Here is a 21,061-nt window from a genome sequence, read left to right as displayed (position 1 = left end):
TTAGTATGGGGTTTAAAGCTCGTATCTTTTGGAGATACGAGCTTTTTATATGTCTTAAACAGATTGAAGATAAAAATAGGGGATAGAAGTGTCTAAGAGGTGGATAAAACTCAAGAGGTGAAGGATAGAGGTATTCATTAAAAAGCTAGATACTACATGGATAATAGACAAACTAGATGGGAAAGCGTTAAGATGTAGGGTGATTGGAGTGACAAAGATGTATCCTAACTGGATTTTACAAAGAGCTTATTTAACACCTTTCCGTAAGGCACTTACTTTTAAAAAGCAAAGTTGGACTTTTCAAGAATTGAATGATGAATCGATAAAACGTGCTCGACAATTAGTGACACTCGGTATTCAACAGGGTGATCGAATTGCTATTATGGGGCCAAGTAAGCCTGAGCTTGTAATCATGATGTATGCCTGCATGCATCTGCAATGTGAAATGGTGATGCTTAATCGTAGACTATCACAGGATGAGCTGGCTTATCAGCTAGAGGATTCAGAGGCTGTAGCGGTATTAGTTGCCGATGAGGATGTAGAAAAGCTACCATCTGAAACAACCTATCATTTATTTTCAGCAATTGAAAAGGGTGCAGAGGGTGCAGTAGATATTGGCAAGGAATGGCCTCTTCATCAAACAACAACTATTATGTATACGTCTGGTACAACCGGCTTCCCAAAAGGGGTTCGCCAAACAGTTGGAAATCATCAGGCTAGTGCCACTGCCTCCGTTTTAAATATTGGGCTACAGGCTCAGGACGTTTGGCTATGCGCGGTCCCTTTATTCCATATTAGTGGGTTCTCCATTTTAGTGCGTTCACTGCTATATGGAAATCAAATCTTTTTATATGAGCAATTTGATGTGGAATCTATCGCACAAAATATTATGGATGGGGATGTCACCCATATGTCTGTTGTAGCGGTGACCTTGGAACGAATTCTACATACGCTAGAGCAACGCAATGCGAAAGCGTCATCTTATTTTAAGTTAATGTTAGCTGGAGGTGGACCTGTTCCCGTTGATTATTTAGCGAGAGCACATGCGTTAAATTTAGCTGTCGCACAAACGTATGGGATGACAGAAACCTCCTCACAAACAGCCACATTGGCAAGTGAAGATGCTATGAGGAAAATTGGTTCTGCTGGAAAGCCTTTATTTTTTAATCAAATAATGATTGCTGAGCCAAATGCTAAAGGTGAAGGGGAAATTTGCATACGAGGTCCTCATGTCACACCTGGCTATATTGGACGTTTTGCACAAAAAAATGCAACGAAGGCTGGCTGGCTTCATACAGGTGATATTGGTTATGTGGATGAAGAGGGTTATTTATTCGTCATTGATCGAAGGGCAGATTTAATCATTTCAGGGGGAGAAAATATTTATCCTGCAGAAATAGAAAATGTACTACTCACACACCCAGCTGTCAAAGAGGCGGGTGTATGCGGTATGCCTGATGAACAATGGGGTCAGGTACCCATTGCCTTTATCGTGTTAAATGAGCAGGTATCTGTTGAGCAACTAAAGGCCTTTTGTTTACAGAAACTTGCTAAATATAAAGTGCCTAAAGAAATGATTATTACAGACAGTCTTCCGCGCAATGGTGCGGATAAATTGTTGAGACGGAAATTATTACAATAAAAACTTCGTGAAAGAAGTCTTCTAAAAAGGAAGGCTTCTTTTTTATTTGAACTTTTAGCATGAAATTAATCATTTATTAACATAATAAAAAAAGAGAGGCATAAACTATTTAGTAAAGGAGAATGACTCATATGAGGAAATATATATATAATGTTGTCATTATATTATTTGTTCTACAAATGAGTCATGTGCAAGTATTTGCAAACTATGAAAAAGAAGATGTAGCAACAGCTCATTCAATTGAAACACTACAATCTCTCATTAATAAAGAAGTTATGCATCTATCATCCGAATTCTCGATTCGTTATACTGGTGACTTAGCCGAGATAAAAGATGAACTAACAGAAATTACTAAAAATGCAATTGAAAACTCTTATATTTATACTAATATTTCAAGTTTCCAATGGAAGTACGAAGGTTATAGCAATAATATTGTCATTGCCTTTGCATTTACGTACCATCTATCACAAACAGAGGCGTTATTTGTCGAGCAAACTTTGGAAAATATTATTGCACCTATGCATGGATTAAGTGACATAGAAAAACTACAGGCTGCACATGATTTTATTGTATTGTCCGCGGAATACTCTAAGGAAACAGAAGGAAGTCAATATTCTCCATATACATTATTAAGGGAGAATAAGGGCGTCTGTCAGGCATATGCTTTAGTGCTATATCGAATGTTAGAAATGCTGGGTTTTGAGGTACAATATGTACCAGGAAAAGTAGGAGAACAGCTACATGCCTGGGTATTAGTGAAACTTGATCATGCTTGGTATCATATTGATGTGACATGGGATGACCCTTTGCCTGATCGTAAAGGAGAAGTTCGCTATCAATATTTTTTAGTGTCGGATCGCCAATTAGCACAAGATCATACATGGGATTATGCAAGTTTCCCTGCTGCAACAAGCGAGAAATATATAGATTTGCAGGAAGAAACAAAAAGACAAAGTTTAGCAACACCTATACAACATCAATTGAATCAAATTATGGGGTTATCAATCATCGGAGAAAATCGGTTAGCCGTACAACAATTAGTGGAACAGCCGATGAAGCTTGTTACTCAAAAAACAAATAAACAAGACAATTTAGTTCAGTTTAACTTTACTGAGTGGCCACCGATTCTAGTAGAAAGTAGTATAATGGCTTTTGTTGTCCTTCAGCCAAAAGCTAAGCATGTGACTAAGCAAAAAACAATGAAGTGGCTAGGGTCTTTTTATCGAACGGAAAAACTGATGCCACAAGAAAAATACGTCATAATAAAGGAGGTGTCCCAATAGAGGGGCACCTCCTTACTCATATTATTGAACGCTTAAAGCTTTTTCTAATGTTTGAATATTTTTTTGCATCAATGTGAAATAGGTTTCCTTATTTTTTTCATCATCAGCTGTTAATACGCTTAAATTATGCAAGACAAGAGATTCTGCACCAACTTCTTTTTGAATAATCTCTGCTAATTTGGAAGAGACATTTTGTTCAAATAAAATATAGTGAATGTGCAATTCATTTGCTTTGTCTACAATCTTTGTTAATTCCTTTTGAGATGGCTCATTTTGTGAATTCAAGCCAGCAATCGGCACTTGAGTTAAGCCGTATTGACCAGCAATATAGCCAAATGCGGCATGGGATACAAAGAATGTTTTATTTTGTGCTTTGTCAGTCATTGCTTGGAAATCTTGATCTAAATCCTGTAATTCTTTTACTAATGCATCATAATTTGTGTTAAAAGTTGCCTCCTGAGCTGGCATTTTTTCAACTAGTGTGTTTTTAATAGCCAGTGCTAAATCTTGACTAATTGTAGGAGATAACCAAACATGCGGATCGATATCGCCATGCTCATGCTCATCATGTCCATGTTCTTCACCTTCATGTTCATGCTCTTCCTCGGTTGTACCGTGCTCATGAGCGTCTGCTTCATGTTCTTCCTCTTCTGCATGAACATGTCCTGTGCTTACAGCTAATTTTTTATCTGAAACGTCATCAGCAGTTGCCACCATTGTGACATCTTCGTTCGCTAAAGTTTTTTTAGCGTTTTCTACAAAGCCTTCAAGTCCTAAGCCAATATAGAAAAAGATATCAGCATCTGCTAATTTCATCATATCTTTTTGAGTTGGCTCGAAGGTGTGTTCATTCGCACCAGCTGGGTAAATTGAAGCTACTTCAACATAATCTCCACCAATGCGCTGTGCAAAATAGCTTAATGGATAAACCGTTGTATAAATACTTAATTTATCTTTTTCCTCAGTCTTTTGGGATGTGGACGATTTGTCTCCACAAGCGGCAGTAAATAAAGCAAGAACTGCTACTAACAATAATACAGATAGTTTTTTCATATAAGTAAGATACCTCTCTTAAATAGTAATCATTACGATTTATTTTTTAGAACAGTTATTATGATAACGCACAACTTAAAAAAGTACAAGAAAAAAATGCCCTCCGAAATTAATTCTTTTTCGAAGGCCATTTTTCAGGCACAGGATCAAAGCCACCAGGATGAAATGGATGGCATTTGGATATACGTGTAATAGTTAAGAGGAAACCTTTGAATGCACCGTGCTTTTGAAAAGCTTCGAGCCCATAAGAAGAACAGGTAGGATGAAAACGACAAGTAGGTGGCGTCATAGGTGAAATAAATTTTCTATAAAACTGGATGAGCCAAATAAAGGGGTATTTCATCGTTGCTCTTCCTTTTGCTGAGACGTAAGTTGTTCAGGCTTTGGATCAATTGTTTGTGTAAAAATATTATTTTTTTTCTTCATAATGATAATGACAGAAACACCAAACATTAGCATCATCATCGCAATCATAATGATAATTGGTAAAGGTACGCCCATTTCTTTCACTCCAAATTCAGTAATGGTATTTAATTTTCCTCTTGATGATAGTTTTGCTTCGGTTTTTCATCAACAGTATGTTTAAAGGCATAGGCACGGTTTACACTGATAATTGTCGCAATGGTGATTAAAATAACGATGATAACTGCGACTATTAAGAGCGTAGTTAAACTCATAGTATTCACTCCGTTCTTTATTCATCATACCTATTATAAATTATCTGGTCCTATTAATTGTGAAGGAAGTTTGACATAAAAGCGAATAAAACCCCACCTATCACTCCATACTATGGAAAAAGGAGTGAATCGTAAAGATGGATCGTCAGCGCGTATATTTTTCACTTGCCAATAGAACGTATTATACCAACCCATATGCAGGACCATGGAATTTCGAACTCAATGTAGATCGACAGGCATTAGATGTATTTGAGAGAATCTTTCAGCAAATGCAACTGTTAGAAATTTCGAATGCATGGCGTGCTCAGTTACCGTATATACAGTATCACCAAGATAGAGAAAATGATGAAATAGATAAAAGATTAATGAAAATCTATGCACTTGTTCATGAATATGGAGATGATGATACGAAGGCATTCGTTGAGCAGCTTCCTTATTTCAACAAGCGTGTCTAGCGAATGGGAAAAGGTCACTGAATCAGAAGTGACCTTTTCTTCTATTAACAAATGGCTTTTAAAATTGTAAAAACCGCTTCTCGGGGGACGATGATGGGGATAGTGAGTTGATCTTTAATCATGTTTTTCATTGTTGTGGAATAGCCCATACAATCAAGAATAAGCAAATCGGCTCCTTGCTCTTCTAATTGTTGTGCTTTTGACAATAAATGTTGGTTATCAAAGTGGTATGGGGAGCTTGCTGAAAAAGTTACATCGAACTGTGCTTTTTGCCATTTCTCTGCAACCGTTCGATGTTGTTCGGGTTCGGGGCCTATTAAACCAATGGCTAATTCTGTATGTAAGCCCTTCACTAAATTAGTCATCATACGATCAGGTAGTAAAAGATTTTTATAGGATAATTTATTCGTAAAATCTCCTGTACACATAAGTAGTATCCAAGTGAATTCATGTAGATCATCAATGCAGCTTTGAATATAAGGCATGAGCTTTTGTTTACTGAGCTTTACTTGTCGACCATTGGTAAGAAGTGTCACTAAAACATCTGAGTCCTCAAGAGAAGGCGAAAGTGTAGCAATTTCCTCTGAGGATAGTGAATCAAGTACACCGAATTCATGAACATGTAAACCTGCTTCTCTTAATTGCTGTATATCCTCTGCCATATCTTTACGAGGTGCCTGACCAATTGTTACAACGGCAATTTTCGAATGTTGCATTACGCTCACTCCGCTTCGTAATATTTTTGTCCATTTACATAAGTTTGTAAAACCTTTGCTTCTGTTTCAAAAATAGGGTGCGACCAAACAACAAAATCAGCATCTTTGCCTTCCTCAAGGCTGCCAATGCGGTGATCAAGCTGTACAAGCTTAGCTGCATTGATCGTAATACTTTTGAGGGCTGTGTCTTCATCTAAACCATAACGAATCGCTTCTGTGGCACAATACTTTAAGTATTGAATTGGTACAAATGGATGATCTGTCATGATAGCAAATGGAATATTATGTTCTTTAAAAACGGCAGCAATTGCTGGTGTAGAATGACGCGTTTCGTATTTAGATGGCGTTAACATATAGGGCCCAAGCGTTGCATGGAATCCACTTTCTTTAACGGCATCCACAATGAGATAGCCTTCTGTGCAGTGCTCTAAATGAAGCTTCACATTAAATTCTTTGGCAATTCTAATTGCTGTCATAATGTCATCTGCTCTATGGCAGTGAAGGCGAAGTGGCATGTCACCTCGAAGTACCTCAATAAACGGGCGTAACTCAGCATTTTGTTTAATTTGCTCAGTTTGTTGTTGTTCATTGAGTTGACTTGCACGTTGGAAACCATCTCGTAAAAGCTGTGCAATGGCCATACGAGTCATCGGCTTGCGCTTATACTGATTGCCAAAGACGTTTTTCGGATTTTCCCCTAGGGCCCCCTTTAAACCGCTCCGCTCTACTAGAACACGAGAGGAAAGGGTAGGTCCTGCTGTTTTAAGAATGCTCCAAATACCACCAATGACATTGGCACTACCTGGCCCAGTTTGCACAGTGGTTACGCCCCCTTCTAACGCATGTTGAAAGGAAAAGTGTCGGATATCTACACTGTCTAAAGCGTGCATAAGAGGTGTAAAGGGTTCGCTATATTCATTGGCATCATTAATGTCTTCAGTGACTTCAGCCCATGTTCCAACATGGGCATGAATATCAATTAACCCTGGTGTAACATAAGCTCCCTGTAGATCAACTAGCTCTGCTTGTGGGGGAAATTCTTTGGCTGGTCCAATATAGACAATACGCCCATCTTCGACCCATAACTGTTCACAAGTATCGTTTTGCTCATTGACTGTATGAAACTTTGCATGATGATAAATAATCATTGTGTAAACCCTTCTTCCCGTGCATAAACTTTTGTTCCTTTAATATAGGTTGCGACAACCTGTGCATCTAAATTTAATGGATGCTTATCCCAAATAACAAAATCAGCAAGAAGACCATCACGAATAGCACCTGTTTTATGGGAGATCCCTAGAAAATTTGCAGCCCCCGTTGTGAGAGCATATAGCACGTCCTGGCGTGCCATACCTTCTCTTACAGCTAAGCATCCTTCTAATGTTAGATGCGAGGTGCTGCTAACAGGATGATCCGTACAAAAAACGAATGGAATATTGTGCTTATACAGTTGATGATACATTTTGGGTGATAGTGCCATCATCTCATTGTGCTCAATATATCGAAATGTAGGACCAGCTATAACCGTATTAAAGGATGTTTCATGAAGGAATGTAATTTCAGTGCCATGGATAATATGAAAATCAAAAATTGACCCAAATTCTTGCTGAAGGCGGCTAATGAATTCAAGATCAACGGCTTTGTGCGCTCGAATAACGATTTTCGTAATGGAGGGCTCCTGTTGCTGAATTTGTTGTAATGTTTCTCTTAAAATTTTGGCGATGCCCATACGAGTGAGTGGTTTTTTCTTTTCAGCGAAAAATGTACTTTTTGCCTGATGTCCAATAGAGAAGGAATAAGCCACATCTTTTGAAATAACCATTTCATCAACCGTTGTATGTGTATGGTGAATAATAGCCGTTTTTGCACCTATCAAGCTTTTAGGAGAGGGAACAATATGAGATGCAGTCACCCCATGAGAAACAGCTTTTTGAAAAGCAGTATCAAATGGGTATATGCCATCAACTACAGAGTATTGCAAATGTGAGTCAAATTCATAGCTATCATCACCTTCCCAACGAATCCCTATTTCAGCTAGACCGATTTGTGAGCAGCTATCGATAAAACCTGGTGTAATATAGTATCCATCTAAATCCAACTCTGTTTCAGGTGAATGAGTAGCGGGTTCAAAGTATTGCCCTTGCACTTGAAAAGATTGCTTATTGAAGCTACGAGTCTCAGAATTAAAAACAAGTCCATTTATATAGCGTGTCATCGGATCAAATCTCTCCTTATGAAGAGAAAAGCGGAGACTGGTATCTCCACTTTTCAAGTTTAATTATTTAGTAATGGATACGTTTGTACCATTTGGATGCACAATTTGTACGGAGTTATCAGCAGAAACCTCAAAGCCCTGTACTTTTTTGTTTACACCTGCAACCGTTTGTGTTGCCTCTAATTCAATACGTGGAACATCCGCTAAAATCAGCTTTAATGCTTCTTGGTATAATTTTGCACGTTCTTCTTGCACTACTGTTTCTGATACGGCGCGTTCTAATAATTTATCCACTTCTGGATTGCTGTAGCCTTTACCATTTCCTAACGCACCAATTTGATTTGTGTGGAATAATTGATAAAGGAAGAAATAAGGATCTGGGTACCAAGTCCAGCCACCAATATTCATTGGCGCATTACCCTTTGCCACAGTATCACTGTAAGTACCCCATTCAAGCACTTTTATTTCCACATCAATATTTAAGTTCTTCTTTAACTGACTTTGGAAAATCGTTGCGTAAGGAACACGTGCTTCTGATACGAAAATCTCTGTCTTGAAGCCATCAGCGTAACCAGCCTCTGCTAGTAATTTTCTTGCTTCTTCTGGATTATATTTTGGTACCATATCAACTAACGATTGATCATATCCCCATGAACCAGGTGGTAATGGTAAATAAGAAACATCGCCGCCACCCCATTGGTTAACGCCAGAAATAATTTCCTCTACATTTGTTGCCATATAAATCGCTTCACGAACGCGTTTGTCAGCAGTTGGACCTACTTTGTTATTAAGATCAAGATAAACAATCGATAGACCTGGATTTGTTAAAAGCTCAAGGTTACTATCTTGGTTGATGATTTCTCGGTTTTGACCTTTAACGTCCATGGCAATATCAATATCACCAGAACGTAATGCGTTTGTCATCATATTTTGATCGGAGATAAACTTCATTGTTAAGTTATCAACATTTGGCTTATCGCCCCAGTAATTATCGTGACGAACTAATTTTACTTCTTGGTCTTTTTTCCATTCTGTTAGTTGGAATGGACCTGTACCAACAAAGTGTTCAGAAAAATTATCGCCCCATCCTTCAACTTCTTCTTTTGGAATAATAATATTCCCTGCATCCGTTAGCATAGCAAGTAGGGCAGCATTTGGTGTAGCTAAGTGAATCTCTACTTCATATTCCGATAACACTTTCACTTCTGTTACACCACTTAAACGATTCATAGCAGATTCTTTAGCAGAGCGTTCTAAAGAGTATTTCACATCTTCAGCTGTCATTTCACGGCCATCCTGATACTGACCTTTTTGGAATTTAACACCTTCGCGTAATTTGAATGTGTAGACTAACATATCCTCTGATACATTCCATTCAGTTGCTAACGAAGGGATGATATCAGATAGATCTTTGTTATAAACAACTAACGTATCACCCATTTGGCGCATCACCTGTGATTCATAAACCCCTGTATATTTGATAGGATCAAATGTTTTTGCATTGGCTGACAGACCAATATTTAATGTGCCTCCAGAAGTAGCTTCTCCCTCTTTTTCATCCGTTGAAGTACTTTTCTCAGTGTTTCCACCACAAGCAGCTAAAACACCAATTAGTAAAGTTAAAAAGAGTAGTAGTAAAGACTTTCTTACATTTAATTTCTTCATATGCACTAGCCTCCTTAGTTTTTGTTTCACAATATGAACCGTTGATTCAAAAATGGTAGGTTCGAGATTAAAATTAGCACACTTATAAATAGAAAGTAAATATAAAATTACAAAGATTCAGAAAAAAATATATTTACAAACAATTAATGAGTGGTGTACTATGTGATTATTCACAATATGAACCACTGATTCTAATAATGAAAAGGAGGTCTTGCTAAGATGGGCTCATTTATTTTAAAAAGATTAGTTAACCTCATCCCGACACTGCTAGTAGTAGGAATTATCGTCTTTATTATTACGCGAATGATTCCTGGTGACCCGGCTTCAGTCATGCTTGGACCACAAGCGAGTGTAGAAGATGTAGAGAATTTAAGAGAAGAGCTAGGATTAAATAAATCCATGCCTTCGCAATTTATTTCATATGTAGGAGATCTAGCACAGTTAAATTTAGGATATTCCTATTCTTATAGTGAGTCTGTCATCGGACTTATTCTCGAAAGGTTCCCTAATACAGTGATATTGGCATTGGCAGCGCTGTTAATAGCCGTCGTGATTGGCATCCCAGCAGGAATATTTGCAGCGAGAAAGCAAAATACCATCATTGATTATGTTGTAATGCTTGTGTCATTAGTTGGTGTATCTATGCCAATTTTCTGGTTGGGCATCATGCTTGTCTTATTCTTTAGTGTTAACCTTGGTTGGTTCCCAGCAACTGGGATGGGGAATATCAGCGATGGCCTATGGACCTATTTGAAGCATTTAATTTTGCCAGCATTTGCTTTAGCAACGATTCCAATGGCGACATTTGCACGGATTACCCGTTCAAGTATGTTAGAGGTTATTTCGCAAGATTATATTAAAACAGCTCGTTCTAAAGGTATTAAAGAATATTTAGTAATTGGTAAACATGCATTTAAGAATGCGCTAACACCGATTTTAACCGTGTTAGGAATGCAAATTTCTAATTTACTGGGCGGAGCGGTTTTAACAGAAACAATTTTTAGTTGGCCTGGGATGGGTCGATTAATTGTAGATGCCATTGATAAACGTGACTTTGTAGTCGTCCAAGGTACTGTTATTTTCATTGCGTTTATCTTTGTGCTTGTTAACTTAGTAGTCGATGTACTTTATAAAGTGGTCAATCCTAAGGTCAATTTAGAATCGGATGGGGGGAAAAAATAACAATGACTCAAGCAATCGTCCAAGAAACGAAAAAAAGAAATACGTTATTGCGCAAGTTGCTAAAAAATAAATTAGCGACAATTGGGTTAATCATTGTCACTTTAATGGGTATTGTTGCTATTTTTGCCCCATTGATTGCTACCCATCCACCGAATGAAATGATTGTCGGTAAATCGTTTTTACCGATGAATACAGAAGGACATTTATTAGGAACAGATAACTATGGTCGTGATCTGTTTAGTCGCTTAGTTTACGGTACACGAATCTCAATGATTGTTGGGATTGCGGCGGTGCTATTTGGTGCTGTGTTTGGCACACTGCTAGGCTTAGTGGCAGGGTATTTTGGTGGACGCATTGATTCCATTATTATGCGCACAATGGATGGTCTTTTCGCATTCCCATTTATATTACTAGCTATTACATTAATGACGGTATTAGGGCAAGGACTTGTCAATGTTATTGTTGCGATTGGTATTGCTAATATTCCAGGTTTCGCACGACTTGTTCGAGGACAGGTGTTAAGTGTAAAAGAGGAAGAATTCGTTGAAGTAACGCATTCTTTAGGTGCTACACATACGAGGATCATTTTTAGCCATATATTACCGAACTGTTTAGCCCCTTTAATTGTCTATGGAACGATGAGTACAGCTGGCGCTATTATTTCAGAAGCTGCCCTTAGCTTTTTAGGATTAGGCGTTCAACCACCGACAGCTTCATGGGGCAGTATTTTAAAAGATGGCAAAGACTTTTTAGTATTAAATCCCCAAATGGCGACATTTTCAGGCATTTGTATTTTATTAACAGTTCTTGGAATTAACCTATTAGGGGACGGATTACGCGATGCATTAGATCCGAAAATGAAAGTTTAATGGAAGGGGGTGGAGTCATGACTGAACGTTTACTAGATGTAGAAAACTTAACAGTAGAATTTAAAAGTGGCGGCTCTACAATGAAAGCTGTTAATGGAGTAAATTTACAATTAAATAAGAAGGAAACACTAGGTATTGTGGGAGAGTCAGGATCAGGAAAAAGTGTTACAGCCACTGCTCTCATGCGTTTAATTCCATCTCCGCCAGGAAAAATAACGAATGGAAAAATTCTATTTAATGGCCGCGATTTAATCGAAATTTCTGAAAAAGAAATGCGCAATGTGCGAGGCAATGACATCTCAATGATTTTCCAAGATCCAATTACAAGTTTGAATCCTGTCTTAACAGTGGGCAATCAAATTATTGAAGTCATCCAAGCACATGAAACAATATCGAAGAAAGATGCCGCTATCAAAGCAGTCGATATGTTAAAAATGGTTGGGATTCCTGAGCCAGAGAAACGATTAAAAATGTATCCTCACGAATTTTCAGGTGGAATGCGTCAGCGTGTCATGATTGCTATTGCCCTAGCTTGTAACCCGAAACTACTCATTGCTGATGAGCCAACAACTGCACTAGATGTAACTGTACAAGCTCAAATTCTTGATTTAATGAAAAAATTACAACAAGAACATGATACAGCCATCATTATGATTACGCACGATTTAGGTGTAGTTTGGGAGCTATGTGACAAAGTAAATGTTATGTATGCAGGTCGTACAGTAGAGTCTACTACAACAAAACAGCTCTATGAAAAACCTTTACATCCCTATACGTGGGGATTATTAGAGTCTCAAATTACAATGGGGACACAAGAGCAACAAAGGCTGCCGGCTATTCCTGGTAGTCCACCAGATTTAACAATGCCACATAGTGGCTGTCACTTCTCAGCACGATGTCCTTTAGCGACAGATATTTGTCGTAGTACTGTGCCTGATTTAGTGGAAGTACAGGACAACCATTTTGTAGCCTGCCATTTACAAGCAAAAGATCAAATTGTCCCTAGGAAGGAGGGGATTTTTAATGCAACAGTACAATGAACTTGTCTTAAAGGTAAGTAATTTAAAAAAGCATTTTCCCATTAAAAGTTCAATTCCTTTTAAAAAACCAACACAATTTGTGAAGGCGGTAGATGGTGTAAGTTTTGAGTTATATAAAGGTGAGACACTGGGGATTGTGGGAGAGTCGGGGTGTGGTAAATCAACGGTTGCCCGTTTAATCAACCAGCTAATTTCACCAACAGAGGGAATAGTTGAATTTAAGGGAACGGATTTAGCAAGCTTAAATTCAAAAGATATCCGCTCTGCTCGAAAATCCATCCAAATGGTTTTCCAAAATCCTTATGCATCACTCGATCCTCGTAAAACGATTGAATATCTTATTGCTGAGCCATTAGTGATCCATGGGATTGGTGATGAGGCATCCCGTAAAAAGCGAGTGGTTGAATTACTTGAAACAGTCGGATTAAGTGCATACCATGCAAAGCGCCATCCACATGAATTTTCTGGTGGACAAAGACAACGTATAAATATTGCTCGGGCTCTTGCACTGAATCCAGATATTGTGGTGTGTGATGAACCTGTTTCCGCATTAGATGTCTCTGTACAGGCTCAAGTTATCAATCTATTAAAAGATTTACAGAAAGAATTCGGCTTAACCTATATTTTTATTTCACATGATTTGAATGTGGTGAACTACATGTGTGATCGTATTGCTGTCATGTATTTAGGAAAAATAGTGGAAATTGGCACATACAAGGAAATTTATGAGAACCCTCAGCATCCTTATACCCAAGCCTTGTTATCGGCCATACCTAAGGAAAATCCTTTTGATAAAAAGGACCGTATTATTTTATCTGGCGATGTTCCAAGCCCGGTTAATCCCCCGAGTGGCTGTGCATTCCATAAGCGTTGTCGTTTTGCTACAGAAAAATGTGCAGAGGTCCAACCGACACTTGATACAGTATCAGCTACACATCAAGTATCGTGTCATTTATATAAGTCGATACAGCAAGAAGTATCATCAATTTAACGAAAGATAAAATTTATTGAAGCAGAAAAAGGAGCGGACTGATTATGTCATTGAAGCATGTTATTGAATTATACGAGGTAATGGATAGTATTTATGTAAACGGAGACACGATTAAGAAGTATTTACACAATATTGATTCCACAGCAGATGTCAAGGTAAAAACTATTCAAGGCGAAAGCGGCTCAACTGATTTTGTTCGCGTCCTCGTCAAAGGAAAGAACGGCAAATCCTCTGGCGGAAATGCACCTACATTAGGAATTATTGGTCGATTAGGTGGTATTGGAGCACGCCCTGAAATGACAGGCTTTGTATCAGATGGAGACGGCGCACTGGCATGTCTGGCAGGAGCAGCAAAAGCTATTGATATGGCCTTAAAGGGTGATCAATTAGAGGGTGACGTTATTTTCTCCACACATATTTGTCCAACAGCTCCAACCTTACCACATGAGCCAGTGCCATTTATGAACTCGCCAGTGGATATTAGTGTCATGAACGAAAATGAAGTAGAAGATACAATGGATGCTATTCTATCAATTGATACAACAAAAGGCAATCAAGTATGTAACCATAAAGGATTTGCGATAACGCCAACTGTCAAAGAAGGTTACATATTAAAAATTAGTGATGATTTATTGCACGTATATACACAATCTGCTGGCATTTCTCCAGTTGTCCTGCCAATCACGATGCAAGACATTACACCATATGGTAATGGTTTATTCCATATCAATAGTATTTTACAACCAGCAGTTGCAACATCTAGCCCTGTTGTAGGTGTAGCGATTACAACTGAATCTGTTGTGGCAGGCTGTGCAACAGGTGCAACCCATGTCACAGATGTAGAAAATGTTGTGCGATTTGTGTTAGAGGTAGCAAAAACTTACGGTGCTAATAAATGCTCTTTCTTTGATGAAACACAATTTACACATATGAAAGGCTTATATGGTAGCATGAGTCATCTACAAACGAAAGGAAACGAGGTACACACACATGAATGATTTACAAGCACTTAAAGCTCAATTAGTAGAGGCAGTTGAAAATCATCAAGATGAATTGATAGCGTTTTGTTCAAAGCTCATTCAAATTCCAAGTGTCAATCCTCCAGGGGATACGACTGAAATAACAGCTTTTATCGAAAACTATTTAAATGATGTAGGCATTACTTATCAAAAATATGAAGCTGCTGATAAAATGTTTAATTTAGTAGCTTCTATTGGAAATGGGGAAGGAAAAGAACTCGTTTATTGTGGCCATACCGATGTTGTTCCTGTCGGTGATCTATCAAAATGGGATTTTGATCCGTTTTCAGGAGAAGTGAAGGATGGCTGGATGCTTGGACGTGGGGCGAGTGATATGAAAGCCGGTTTAGCAGGTATTATTTTTGCAACAAAGTTATTAAAGAAACTGAACATTGAACTACCAGGGAAATTAACTTTGGCGATCGTACCAGATGAAGAAACTGGCGGTGAATTTGGTGTTCCTTGGCTGTTAGAGCGAGGCTATGTGCAGGGAGATGGTTGTTTAATCGCTGAGCCCTCTTCACCTTTAAACCCAACTATTGGACAAAAGGGCTCTTACTGGTTTGAATTAGAGGTGCGTGGGGAACCTGGTCATGGAAGCCTATCACCATTGGCTGGACGAAATGCCATTGTTGATGCAATCCGAGCTATACAAGAGATTCGTACACTATGGGATGTAGAAATCACAATTCCTGAAGAGGTACAGCCACTTATCGAGGTATCAAAAAAATACATGCGTGAAGTGGAGAAAGATCGCTTGAAATATCAAGAAGTTTTAGAGAAAATTACTGTAAATATTGGTACAATTGAGGGAGGTACGAAGTCAAACGTAATCCCAGATTACTGTAAGGTCCAGGTCGATTGTCGTTTACCATTTGGTATTACACAAGAAGAAGTAACAGAAATCTTGACAACTAAACTAGATGGCTTGGCTATCGATTATTCAATCCAACGTTTTGGCTTTAAAAGCGTAGCCAATTATACGCCTGCTGAAAATCCTGTATGCCAATCGATAGTGGAAAATATATCATATGTTACAGGGCAAGAGGCATATGGTGTCATGCAATGGGCAAGTAGTGACGCTCGTCATTTCAGACAATATGATATTCCTGTATTGCAATACGGCCCAGCTTATTTACCAAGTATTCATGGTTATAATGAAAAAGTGCGTGTTGAGGATATCGTACGCTGTGCAAAAGTTTATATAACTGCTGCTGTTGATTTCCTATATCAAAAGTAAGAGATTAGCTACTCTCTTACTTTTGATAAAGTGATATCAGGTGCTGACGGCTGCTAAATCTGTCGATTATTTCCCCCTTAAGAGAGAGATTTGCAGCCGTTTGTACAGATAAATAGTTCAGAAGGATGAGAGATATGCTAAAGACATTAAATTTATCAATTGCGGTTTTAAAAATGTTTACAAAGGAAAAGCCCACATGGGGTGGTCGAGAGTTAGCACTGGCGATGAACATGAATCATACAAATTTATATCGCATTCTTGAAACCTTCGAAAATAATGGGTTTATAACAAAAGATCCTATAACAAAAAAATATTCTCTTGGTATTGCATTATGGGAAATAGGTATGAATATGTATGATTCATTAAACATAGATCAGCTATGTATGCCAGTTCTTGAGAAATTAAAGGATGTCACTGGTGAAACAGCTATTTTTACCGTACTGAATGGACTGGAAGCGTTAACATTACTGAAAGCAGAGCCTGTAAATAAGGTGAAGTTTACAGTTTCAAGAGGAAGTAGATCGCCACTGTATGTAGGAGCATCTTACCGTTCAATGCTTGCTTTTTTAAATGAAGAGCAAATTGCAAAGGTCATAGATGAACCATTAACAGCTTATACAAATAATACGATGACAGATGCCACAGAAATAAGGGCAGAGCTAGAAAAAATTAGAACATGTGGCTATGCACTTAGTAACAGTGAGTATTCGGTCGATGTATTGGCGCTAGCTATGCCTATATTTAATAGTGAGGAACAGGTCGTAGCGTCTATTACCGTTTCTGGACCAATTTATCGTTTTACAGAGCAACGTGTTCCTGATTTTTTGGGACCTTTAACGGAAGCTAGAAATGAAATAGAAGGAATTATTCGTAGATATCATTTGAATTTTAATTAAGGAGCCCTATTATGCATCATTTACATGATATTGCACTAAATGTTTTAAAAGGCAATTTAAATGTTCAATCTTCTGAGTCACTATTAATTTTGACAGATAGCCACAAACAAGACATCGCGAAAATTTTTTATGAAGCTGGACTGTCAATTACTGCAAATACAATGTTCATGGTGATGCCCCTGTTAGAGAAATCTGGGCAGGAACCAATCCATGCAGTTTCTGAGCTTATGGCAAATGCCGATGTTACACTGTGTATTACCTCCCACTCCCTAACACATACACTGGCTCGTAAACATGCCTGTGAAAAGGGTGGACGTGTAGCAACAATGCCAGGGGTAACATTGGAGATGCTGGAGCAAGGTGCCCTTCATGCAGATGCACAGGAGATCGAAGCTACGGTAGAAAAATATGTCCTTTTACTTAATACGACAAAAGATATTCGTATTGTCAAGGATGGTCATGAGCTGACGTTTAGTGTAGACGGCCGTTTCGGAATTCAGTCCACAGGGGTTATTCGTCAACCTGGTGAGTACGGGAATATTCCTTCAGGAGAATCGTATATTGCACCAATAGAAACATCTGCGAATGGAGAGATATTAGTAGATGGCTCTATTGCTAATATTGGTGTCTTAAAGGAGCCATTATTATTAAAAATAAAGAATGGTCGCTTAGAAGAAGCAATCGGTCCTGATGGTCCACGACTACTGGCATTACTTGGTGAAGGCAATGGTAGAGTCATTGCAGAGTTTGGCATCGGAGCCAATAAAAGTGCTATCCTATGTGGCAATGTATTAGAGGATGAGAAGGTGTATGGGACCATCCATATCGCTTTTGGCAGTAATGCGCCATTTGGTGGAGCCAATGCGTCAGATGTTCATATTGATTGTGTTGTGAAAAGTCCTATCGTCTATTTTGACGGTCAGCAAGTAATCTAAAGAAAAGCGTGTCTTCCTATGAAGCACGCTTTTTTTCATGCTTTACAAGACTGTAGCTTAGGGTTGCTTGTCATTGTAGGTTTACAATATAGTTAATATAGATAGGAATAGGGATGATGATTAAATTCCGTCCATAAAATAGAAGTAATGATAAAGAAAGTAACTTTTGTTTTGCAACAAGAAAGAACGTGAGGTTGAAGAGATGTTAACATTTACAGATTTACATGGCCTACAAGTAGATTTGAGTTTTACAAGAGGCGAATTTAAAGTAGAACCTAAACACGTCCTTGTCCTTTTAAAGCATGAAAATAAATGGTTATGTACTGTCCATAAACGACGTGGTGTAGAAGTGCCAGGAGGGAAATTAGAAGAAGGGGAAACCTTAGAGGAGGCGGCTATTCGAGAAGTTTTTGAAGAGACAGGTGTTCATGTGAAGAATCTTCAATGGTTTGCAGAGTATGCAGTGTATGATGAAATCGTTTTTGTAAATCCGTTTTCACTGCACAATTTTTAGCGCAAGAGGATATAGAATTTGATTTAGAAACGTCAGGCATGCTTTGGTTAACCGATGAAGAATTTGCTCAGCATCCTAACTTGAGTTTTCACATGAAGGATGAGGGGATGAAGAAAATGCTGGAGGAGCTGAAACATCGTGACACACAATGGTGATATTATCGAAAAACGCCCCTATCCTTCACCAAATCCAGCTATACGTTTAACGGAAATAACCTATCTTTCACAGGGCTTACGTATAAAAGGATTATTAGCAGAGCCAAAGACTGAAGGTACATATGATGGCTTTTTATATTTAAGAGGCGGCATGCAAAGCATTGGGATGGTAAGACCATCTCGTATTGCACAATTTGCGGCGCAGGGCTTTATCGTATTTGCCCCATACTATCGTGGGAATCGTGGGGGAGAGGGGCGTGACGAGTTTGCAGGGGCAGACCGTTACGATGCGGTCTATGCCGTAGATGTACTCAAACAATTCTGCAATGACAATATCCATGTTTTTGGTTTTTCACGAGGTGGTATTATGGCTCTGTGGACAGCTATTTTAAGAAGGGATATTACTTCTGTTGTAACATGGGCAGGTGTTTCTGATGCAACGGCCACTTATTGGGAACGTACAGATATGCGCAGAATGATGAAGCGTGTTATTGGAGGAACACCTAATCGTGTACCAGAAGCGTATGATGCAAGAACACCACTTTTTGAGATAGAGCGTATAACAGCTCCCGTTCTTATCATTCATGGCTATCGTGATGAAAATGTGGATATTGAACATGCCAGACAATTGGCATTTTTTTTAGAGGAAGCAAATAAATCATTCGAAACTTGGTATGATCTTAACTATGCACATCAATATCCACCAGCAAAAAATCGTGAAACTGTCCGTGCTCTTTGCAAGTGGATGAAACAACAATAAAGCATAGAGAAAACAAAAAGACAAAGGGAACGAATAAATTGTTCCCTTTGTCTTTTATATAGACGTTATTTTAATGGACCACCAAGTGTAGTGATGGCTTCAGAAACGTTTGAGAATTTCTTGAAGTTTTCGTTGAATAAGCCTGCAAGCTCAGCAGCTTTTGCATCGTATGCAGCTTTATCTGCCCAAGCTTCACGAGGATTTAACACTTCTGAAGGTACGCCTTCAACTGCTGTTGGAATGTGTAAACCAAACACAGCATCTTGTGTTGTTTCAACATCTGCTAATTTACCATCGATTGCTGCACGGACCATTGTACGTGTGTAAGACAGTTTCATACGGCTACCTGTGCCATATTCGCCACCAGTCCAACCAGTGTTTACTAAGTATACCTGTGCACCGTGCTCGTCAATTTTTTGTCCTAACATTTCTGCGTATACTGTTGCAGGAAGTGGAAGGAATGGAGACCCGAAGCAAGTAGAGAATACTGGTTCTGGCTCAGTCACACCACGTTCAGTTCCAGCAAGTTTAGAAGTGAACCCGCTTAGGAAGTGATACATCGCTTGTTCTTTTGTTAATTTACTGATTGGAGGTAACACGCCAAATGCATCAGCTGTTAGGAAGATGATTGTTTTTGGATGACCTGCAACAGAAGGATCAACGATATTTTCGATGTATTGGATTGGATAAGCTACACGTGTATTTTCTGTTAGCGAACCATCATCATAGTCACAAATACGAGTTTCTGGATCAACAGCTACGTTTTCTAATACAGAGCCGAAGCGGATTGCATTGTAGATTTCTGGTTCTTTTTCAGCAGAAAGGTTGATTGTTTTTGCATAGCAACCACCCTCAATGTTGAATACACCATTATCAGACCAACCGTGTTCATCGTCACCGATTAGCTTACGATCAGGATCAGCTGATAACGTCGTTTTACCAGTACCAGATAGACCGAAGAATAACGCTACATCGCCAGCTTCACCAACGTTTGCTGAGCAGTGCATTGAAAGAATACCTTGTTGTGGTAATAAATAGTTCATGATACCAAAGATAGATTTTTTCATTTCACCAGCATATTCTGTACCACCAATTAAAATAATTTTCTTTTCAAGTGATACGATGATGAATGTTTCAGAAGCAGTACCATCAACCGCAGGATCTGCTTTAAAGTTAGGAGCTGAGATGACAGTGAAGTCGGCAACATGAGAAGCTAATTCATCTGCTGTTGGACGGATAAATAATTGATGAGCAAAAAGATTGTGCCATGCGTATTCATTGATAACTTGAATGCTTAATTGTGAGTCTTTGTCAGCACCTGCAAAGCCCTTGAATACGAATAACTCGTCACGTTCTTTTAAATATTTTATTACTTTTACATATAGGTTATCGAACACTTCAGAAGAAATCGGTTGGTTGACTTTACCCCAGTCAATTTGATCTTTTGTGCTTTCTTCTTCTACCGTATATTTATCTTTAGGTGAACGACCAGTGTATTTGCCAGTTTCTGCACGAACTGCGCCATCTACTGTTAACATTGCTTCACCACGAGATGTAGCTTTTTCTGCTAATTGTGGTACTGAAAGTTGAACATTAATGTTACCGCCGTTTAATAATTCCTTCAGTTCGTTTGCAATTTCTACTGAATTCATCGATTAAATACCATCCTTTTTTATAGTATTCCCTTGATTTAGAGGGATTTTTTCTTAATTTCAAAAATAGTATAACACAATTGCTTAAATAATCTATACTAA

Annotated in this window: 21 protein-coding genes and 1 pseudogene; 13 read left to right on the top strand and 9 right to left on the bottom strand. The window is 38.5% G+C overall.

Going from position 1 to position 21,061, the window contains the following annotated elements:
* Positions 1 to 217 precede the first annotated feature (217 nt).
* Complete coding sequence (locus tag HXV90_RS17390) at positions 218 to 1,642, top strand: o-succinylbenzoate--CoA ligase (protein WP_269899044.1); 1,425 nt, start codon at positions 218 to 220, stop codon at positions 1,640 to 1,642.
* 131 nt (positions 1,643 to 1,773) lie between these two features.
* Positions 1,774 to 2,925, top strand: coding sequence for a transglutaminase domain-containing protein (locus HXV90_RS17385; protein ID WP_269897675.1), 1,152 nt, complete (start codon positions 1,774 to 1,776; stop codon positions 2,923 to 2,925).
* Positions 2,926 to 2,946: 21 nt separating this feature from the next.
* Here HXV90_RS17385 and HXV90_RS17380 read toward each other — a convergent pair whose 3' ends face one another.
* The 4 genes from HXV90_RS17380 to ytzI all read right to left on the bottom strand — a co-directional run bounded on the left by HXV90_RS17380 (position 2,947) and on the right by ytzI (position 4,655).
* Entirely contained in the window at positions 2,947 to 3,978 is a 1,032-nt protein-coding gene (locus HXV90_RS17380) for a metal ABC transporter solute-binding protein, Zn/Mn family (protein ID WP_269897674.1), read from the bottom strand.
* Positions 3,979 to 4,087: 109 nt separating this feature from the next.
* Complete coding sequence (yidD, locus tag HXV90_RS17375) at positions 4,088 to 4,321, bottom strand: membrane protein insertion efficiency factor YidD (protein WP_016992521.1); 234 nt, start codon at positions 4,319 to 4,321, stop codon at positions 4,088 to 4,090.
* The gene (locus HXV90_RS17370) at positions 4,318 to 4,479 is read right to left on the bottom strand and encodes a hypothetical protein (protein ID WP_016992522.1); all 162 of its coding nucleotides are present in this window, start codon (positions 4,477 to 4,479) and stop codon (positions 4,318 to 4,320) included. The genes yidD and HXV90_RS17370 overlap by 4 nt, the downstream gene beginning before the upstream one ends.
* A 29-nt stretch (positions 4,480 to 4,508) precedes the next feature.
* The gene (gene ytzI, locus HXV90_RS17365) at positions 4,509 to 4,655 is read right to left on the bottom strand and encodes a YtzI protein (RefSeq protein ID WP_004225932.1); all 147 of its coding nucleotides are present in this window, start codon (positions 4,653 to 4,655) and stop codon (positions 4,509 to 4,511) included.
* 137 nt (positions 4,656 to 4,792) lie between these two features.
* Here ytzI and HXV90_RS17360 point away from each other — a divergent pair, with 137 nt between their 5' ends.
* Positions 4,793 to 5,110, top strand: a complete 318-nt coding sequence (locus HXV90_RS17360) for a hypothetical protein (protein ID WP_009371464.1) — start codon at positions 4,793 to 4,795, stop codon at positions 5,108 to 5,110.
* Positions 5,111 to 5,154: 44 nt separating this feature from the next.
* Here HXV90_RS17360 and HXV90_RS17355 read toward each other — a convergent pair whose 3' ends face one another.
* The 4 genes from HXV90_RS17355 to HXV90_RS17340 all read right to left on the bottom strand — a co-directional run bounded on the left by HXV90_RS17355 (position 5,155) and on the right by HXV90_RS17340 (position 9,706).
* Entirely contained in the window at positions 5,155 to 5,826 is a 672-nt protein-coding gene (locus HXV90_RS17355; RefSeq protein ID WP_054549906.1) for an AroM family protein, read from the bottom strand.
* 5 nt (positions 5,827 to 5,831) lie between these two features.
* Positions 5,832 to 6,974 (bottom strand): amidohydrolase, encoded by a 1,143-nt coding sequence (locus tag HXV90_RS17350; RefSeq protein ID WP_269897673.1) that lies wholly within the window; start codon positions 6,972 to 6,974, stop codon positions 5,832 to 5,834.
* Positions 6,971 to 8,041, bottom strand: coding sequence for an amidohydrolase family protein (locus tag HXV90_RS17345; RefSeq protein ID WP_048391066.1), 1,071 nt, complete (start codon positions 8,039 to 8,041; stop codon positions 6,971 to 6,973). Before HXV90_RS17345 ends, HXV90_RS17350 begins: the two co-directional genes overlap by 4 nt.
* 63 nt (positions 8,042 to 8,104) lie before the next feature.
* Positions 8,105 to 9,706, bottom strand: a complete 1,602-nt coding sequence (locus tag HXV90_RS17340; protein WP_269897672.1) for an ABC transporter substrate-binding protein — start codon at positions 9,704 to 9,706, stop codon at positions 8,105 to 8,107.
* A gap of 219 nt (positions 9,707 to 9,925) precedes the next feature.
* On the opposite strand from HXV90_RS17340, the gene HXV90_RS17335 reads away from it, so the two are divergent.
* From HXV90_RS17335 to HXV90_RS17290, 10 genes and pseudogenes are all read left to right on the top strand, one after another.
* Positions 9,926 to 10,888 carry an ABC transporter permease gene (locus HXV90_RS17335; RefSeq protein ID WP_004225947.1) on the top strand — a complete coding sequence of 321 codons (963 nt, stop codon included), beginning with the start codon at positions 9,926 to 9,928 and terminating at the stop codon, positions 10,886 to 10,888.
* A 2-nt stretch (positions 10,889 to 10,890) separates the two neighbouring features.
* Positions 10,891 to 11,757 (top strand): ABC transporter permease, encoded by an 867-nt coding sequence (locus HXV90_RS17330; protein WP_004225950.1) that lies wholly within the window; start codon positions 10,891 to 10,893, stop codon positions 11,755 to 11,757.
* Between the two features lie 17 nt (positions 11,758 to 11,774).
* On the top strand, positions 11,775 to 12,797 hold the full coding sequence (locus tag HXV90_RS17325; RefSeq protein ID WP_269897671.1) for an ABC transporter ATP-binding protein: 1,023 nt from the start codon (positions 11,775 to 11,777) through the stop codon (positions 12,795 to 12,797).
* Entirely contained in the window at positions 12,781 to 13,788 is a 1,008-nt protein-coding gene (locus tag HXV90_RS17320) for an ABC transporter ATP-binding protein (RefSeq protein WP_112116398.1), read from the top strand. The genes HXV90_RS17325 and HXV90_RS17320 overlap by 17 nt, the downstream gene beginning before the upstream one ends.
* 44 nt (positions 13,789 to 13,832) lie before the next feature.
* Positions 13,833 to 14,786, top strand: coding sequence for a DUF1177 domain-containing protein (locus HXV90_RS17315; protein WP_048391073.1), 954 nt, complete (start codon positions 13,833 to 13,835; stop codon positions 14,784 to 14,786).
* Positions 14,779 to 16,047 (top strand): M20 family metallopeptidase, encoded by a 1,269-nt coding sequence (locus HXV90_RS17310; RefSeq protein WP_048391075.1) that lies wholly within the window; start codon positions 14,779 to 14,781, stop codon positions 16,045 to 16,047. The genes HXV90_RS17315 and HXV90_RS17310 overlap by 8 nt, the downstream gene beginning before the upstream one ends.
* A gap of 134 nt (positions 16,048 to 16,181) precedes the next feature.
* Entirely contained in the window at positions 16,182 to 16,943 is a 762-nt protein-coding gene (locus HXV90_RS17305) for an IclR family transcriptional regulator (RefSeq protein ID WP_004225962.1), read from the top strand.
* A gap of 11 nt (positions 16,944 to 16,954) precedes the next feature.
* Positions 16,955 to 17,878, top strand: coding sequence for an aminopeptidase (locus HXV90_RS17300; protein ID WP_269897670.1), 924 nt, complete (start codon positions 16,955 to 16,957; stop codon positions 17,876 to 17,878).
* A gap of 202 nt (positions 17,879 to 18,080) precedes the next feature.
* Positions 18,081 to 18,547, top strand: a pseudogene (locus HXV90_RS17295) (NUDIX domain-containing protein).
* The gene (locus HXV90_RS17290) at positions 18,531 to 19,307 is read left to right on the top strand and encodes an alpha/beta hydrolase family protein (protein ID WP_048391082.1); all 777 of its coding nucleotides are present in this window, start codon (positions 18,531 to 18,533) and stop codon (positions 19,305 to 19,307) included. Before HXV90_RS17295 ends, HXV90_RS17290 begins: the two are co-directional and overlap by 17 nt.
* A gap of 65 nt (positions 19,308 to 19,372) precedes the next feature.
* Here HXV90_RS17290 and pckA read toward each other — a convergent pair whose 3' ends face one another.
* Complete coding sequence (pckA, locus tag HXV90_RS17285; protein ID WP_066038097.1) at positions 19,373 to 20,959, bottom strand: phosphoenolpyruvate carboxykinase (ATP); 1,587 nt, start codon at positions 20,957 to 20,959, stop codon at positions 19,373 to 19,375.
* Positions 20,960 to 21,061 lie beyond the last annotated feature (102 nt).

It is taken from the genome of Lysinibacillus sp. JK80, assembly GCF_027557635.1.
In the GTDB taxonomy this organism is placed as follows: domain Bacteria; phylum Bacillota; class Bacilli; order Bacillales_A; family Planococcaceae; genus Lysinibacillus; species Lysinibacillus capsici.
Note: the sequence above shows the minus strand (reverse complement) of the source record. Positions and strands in the feature narration are given on the sequence as shown.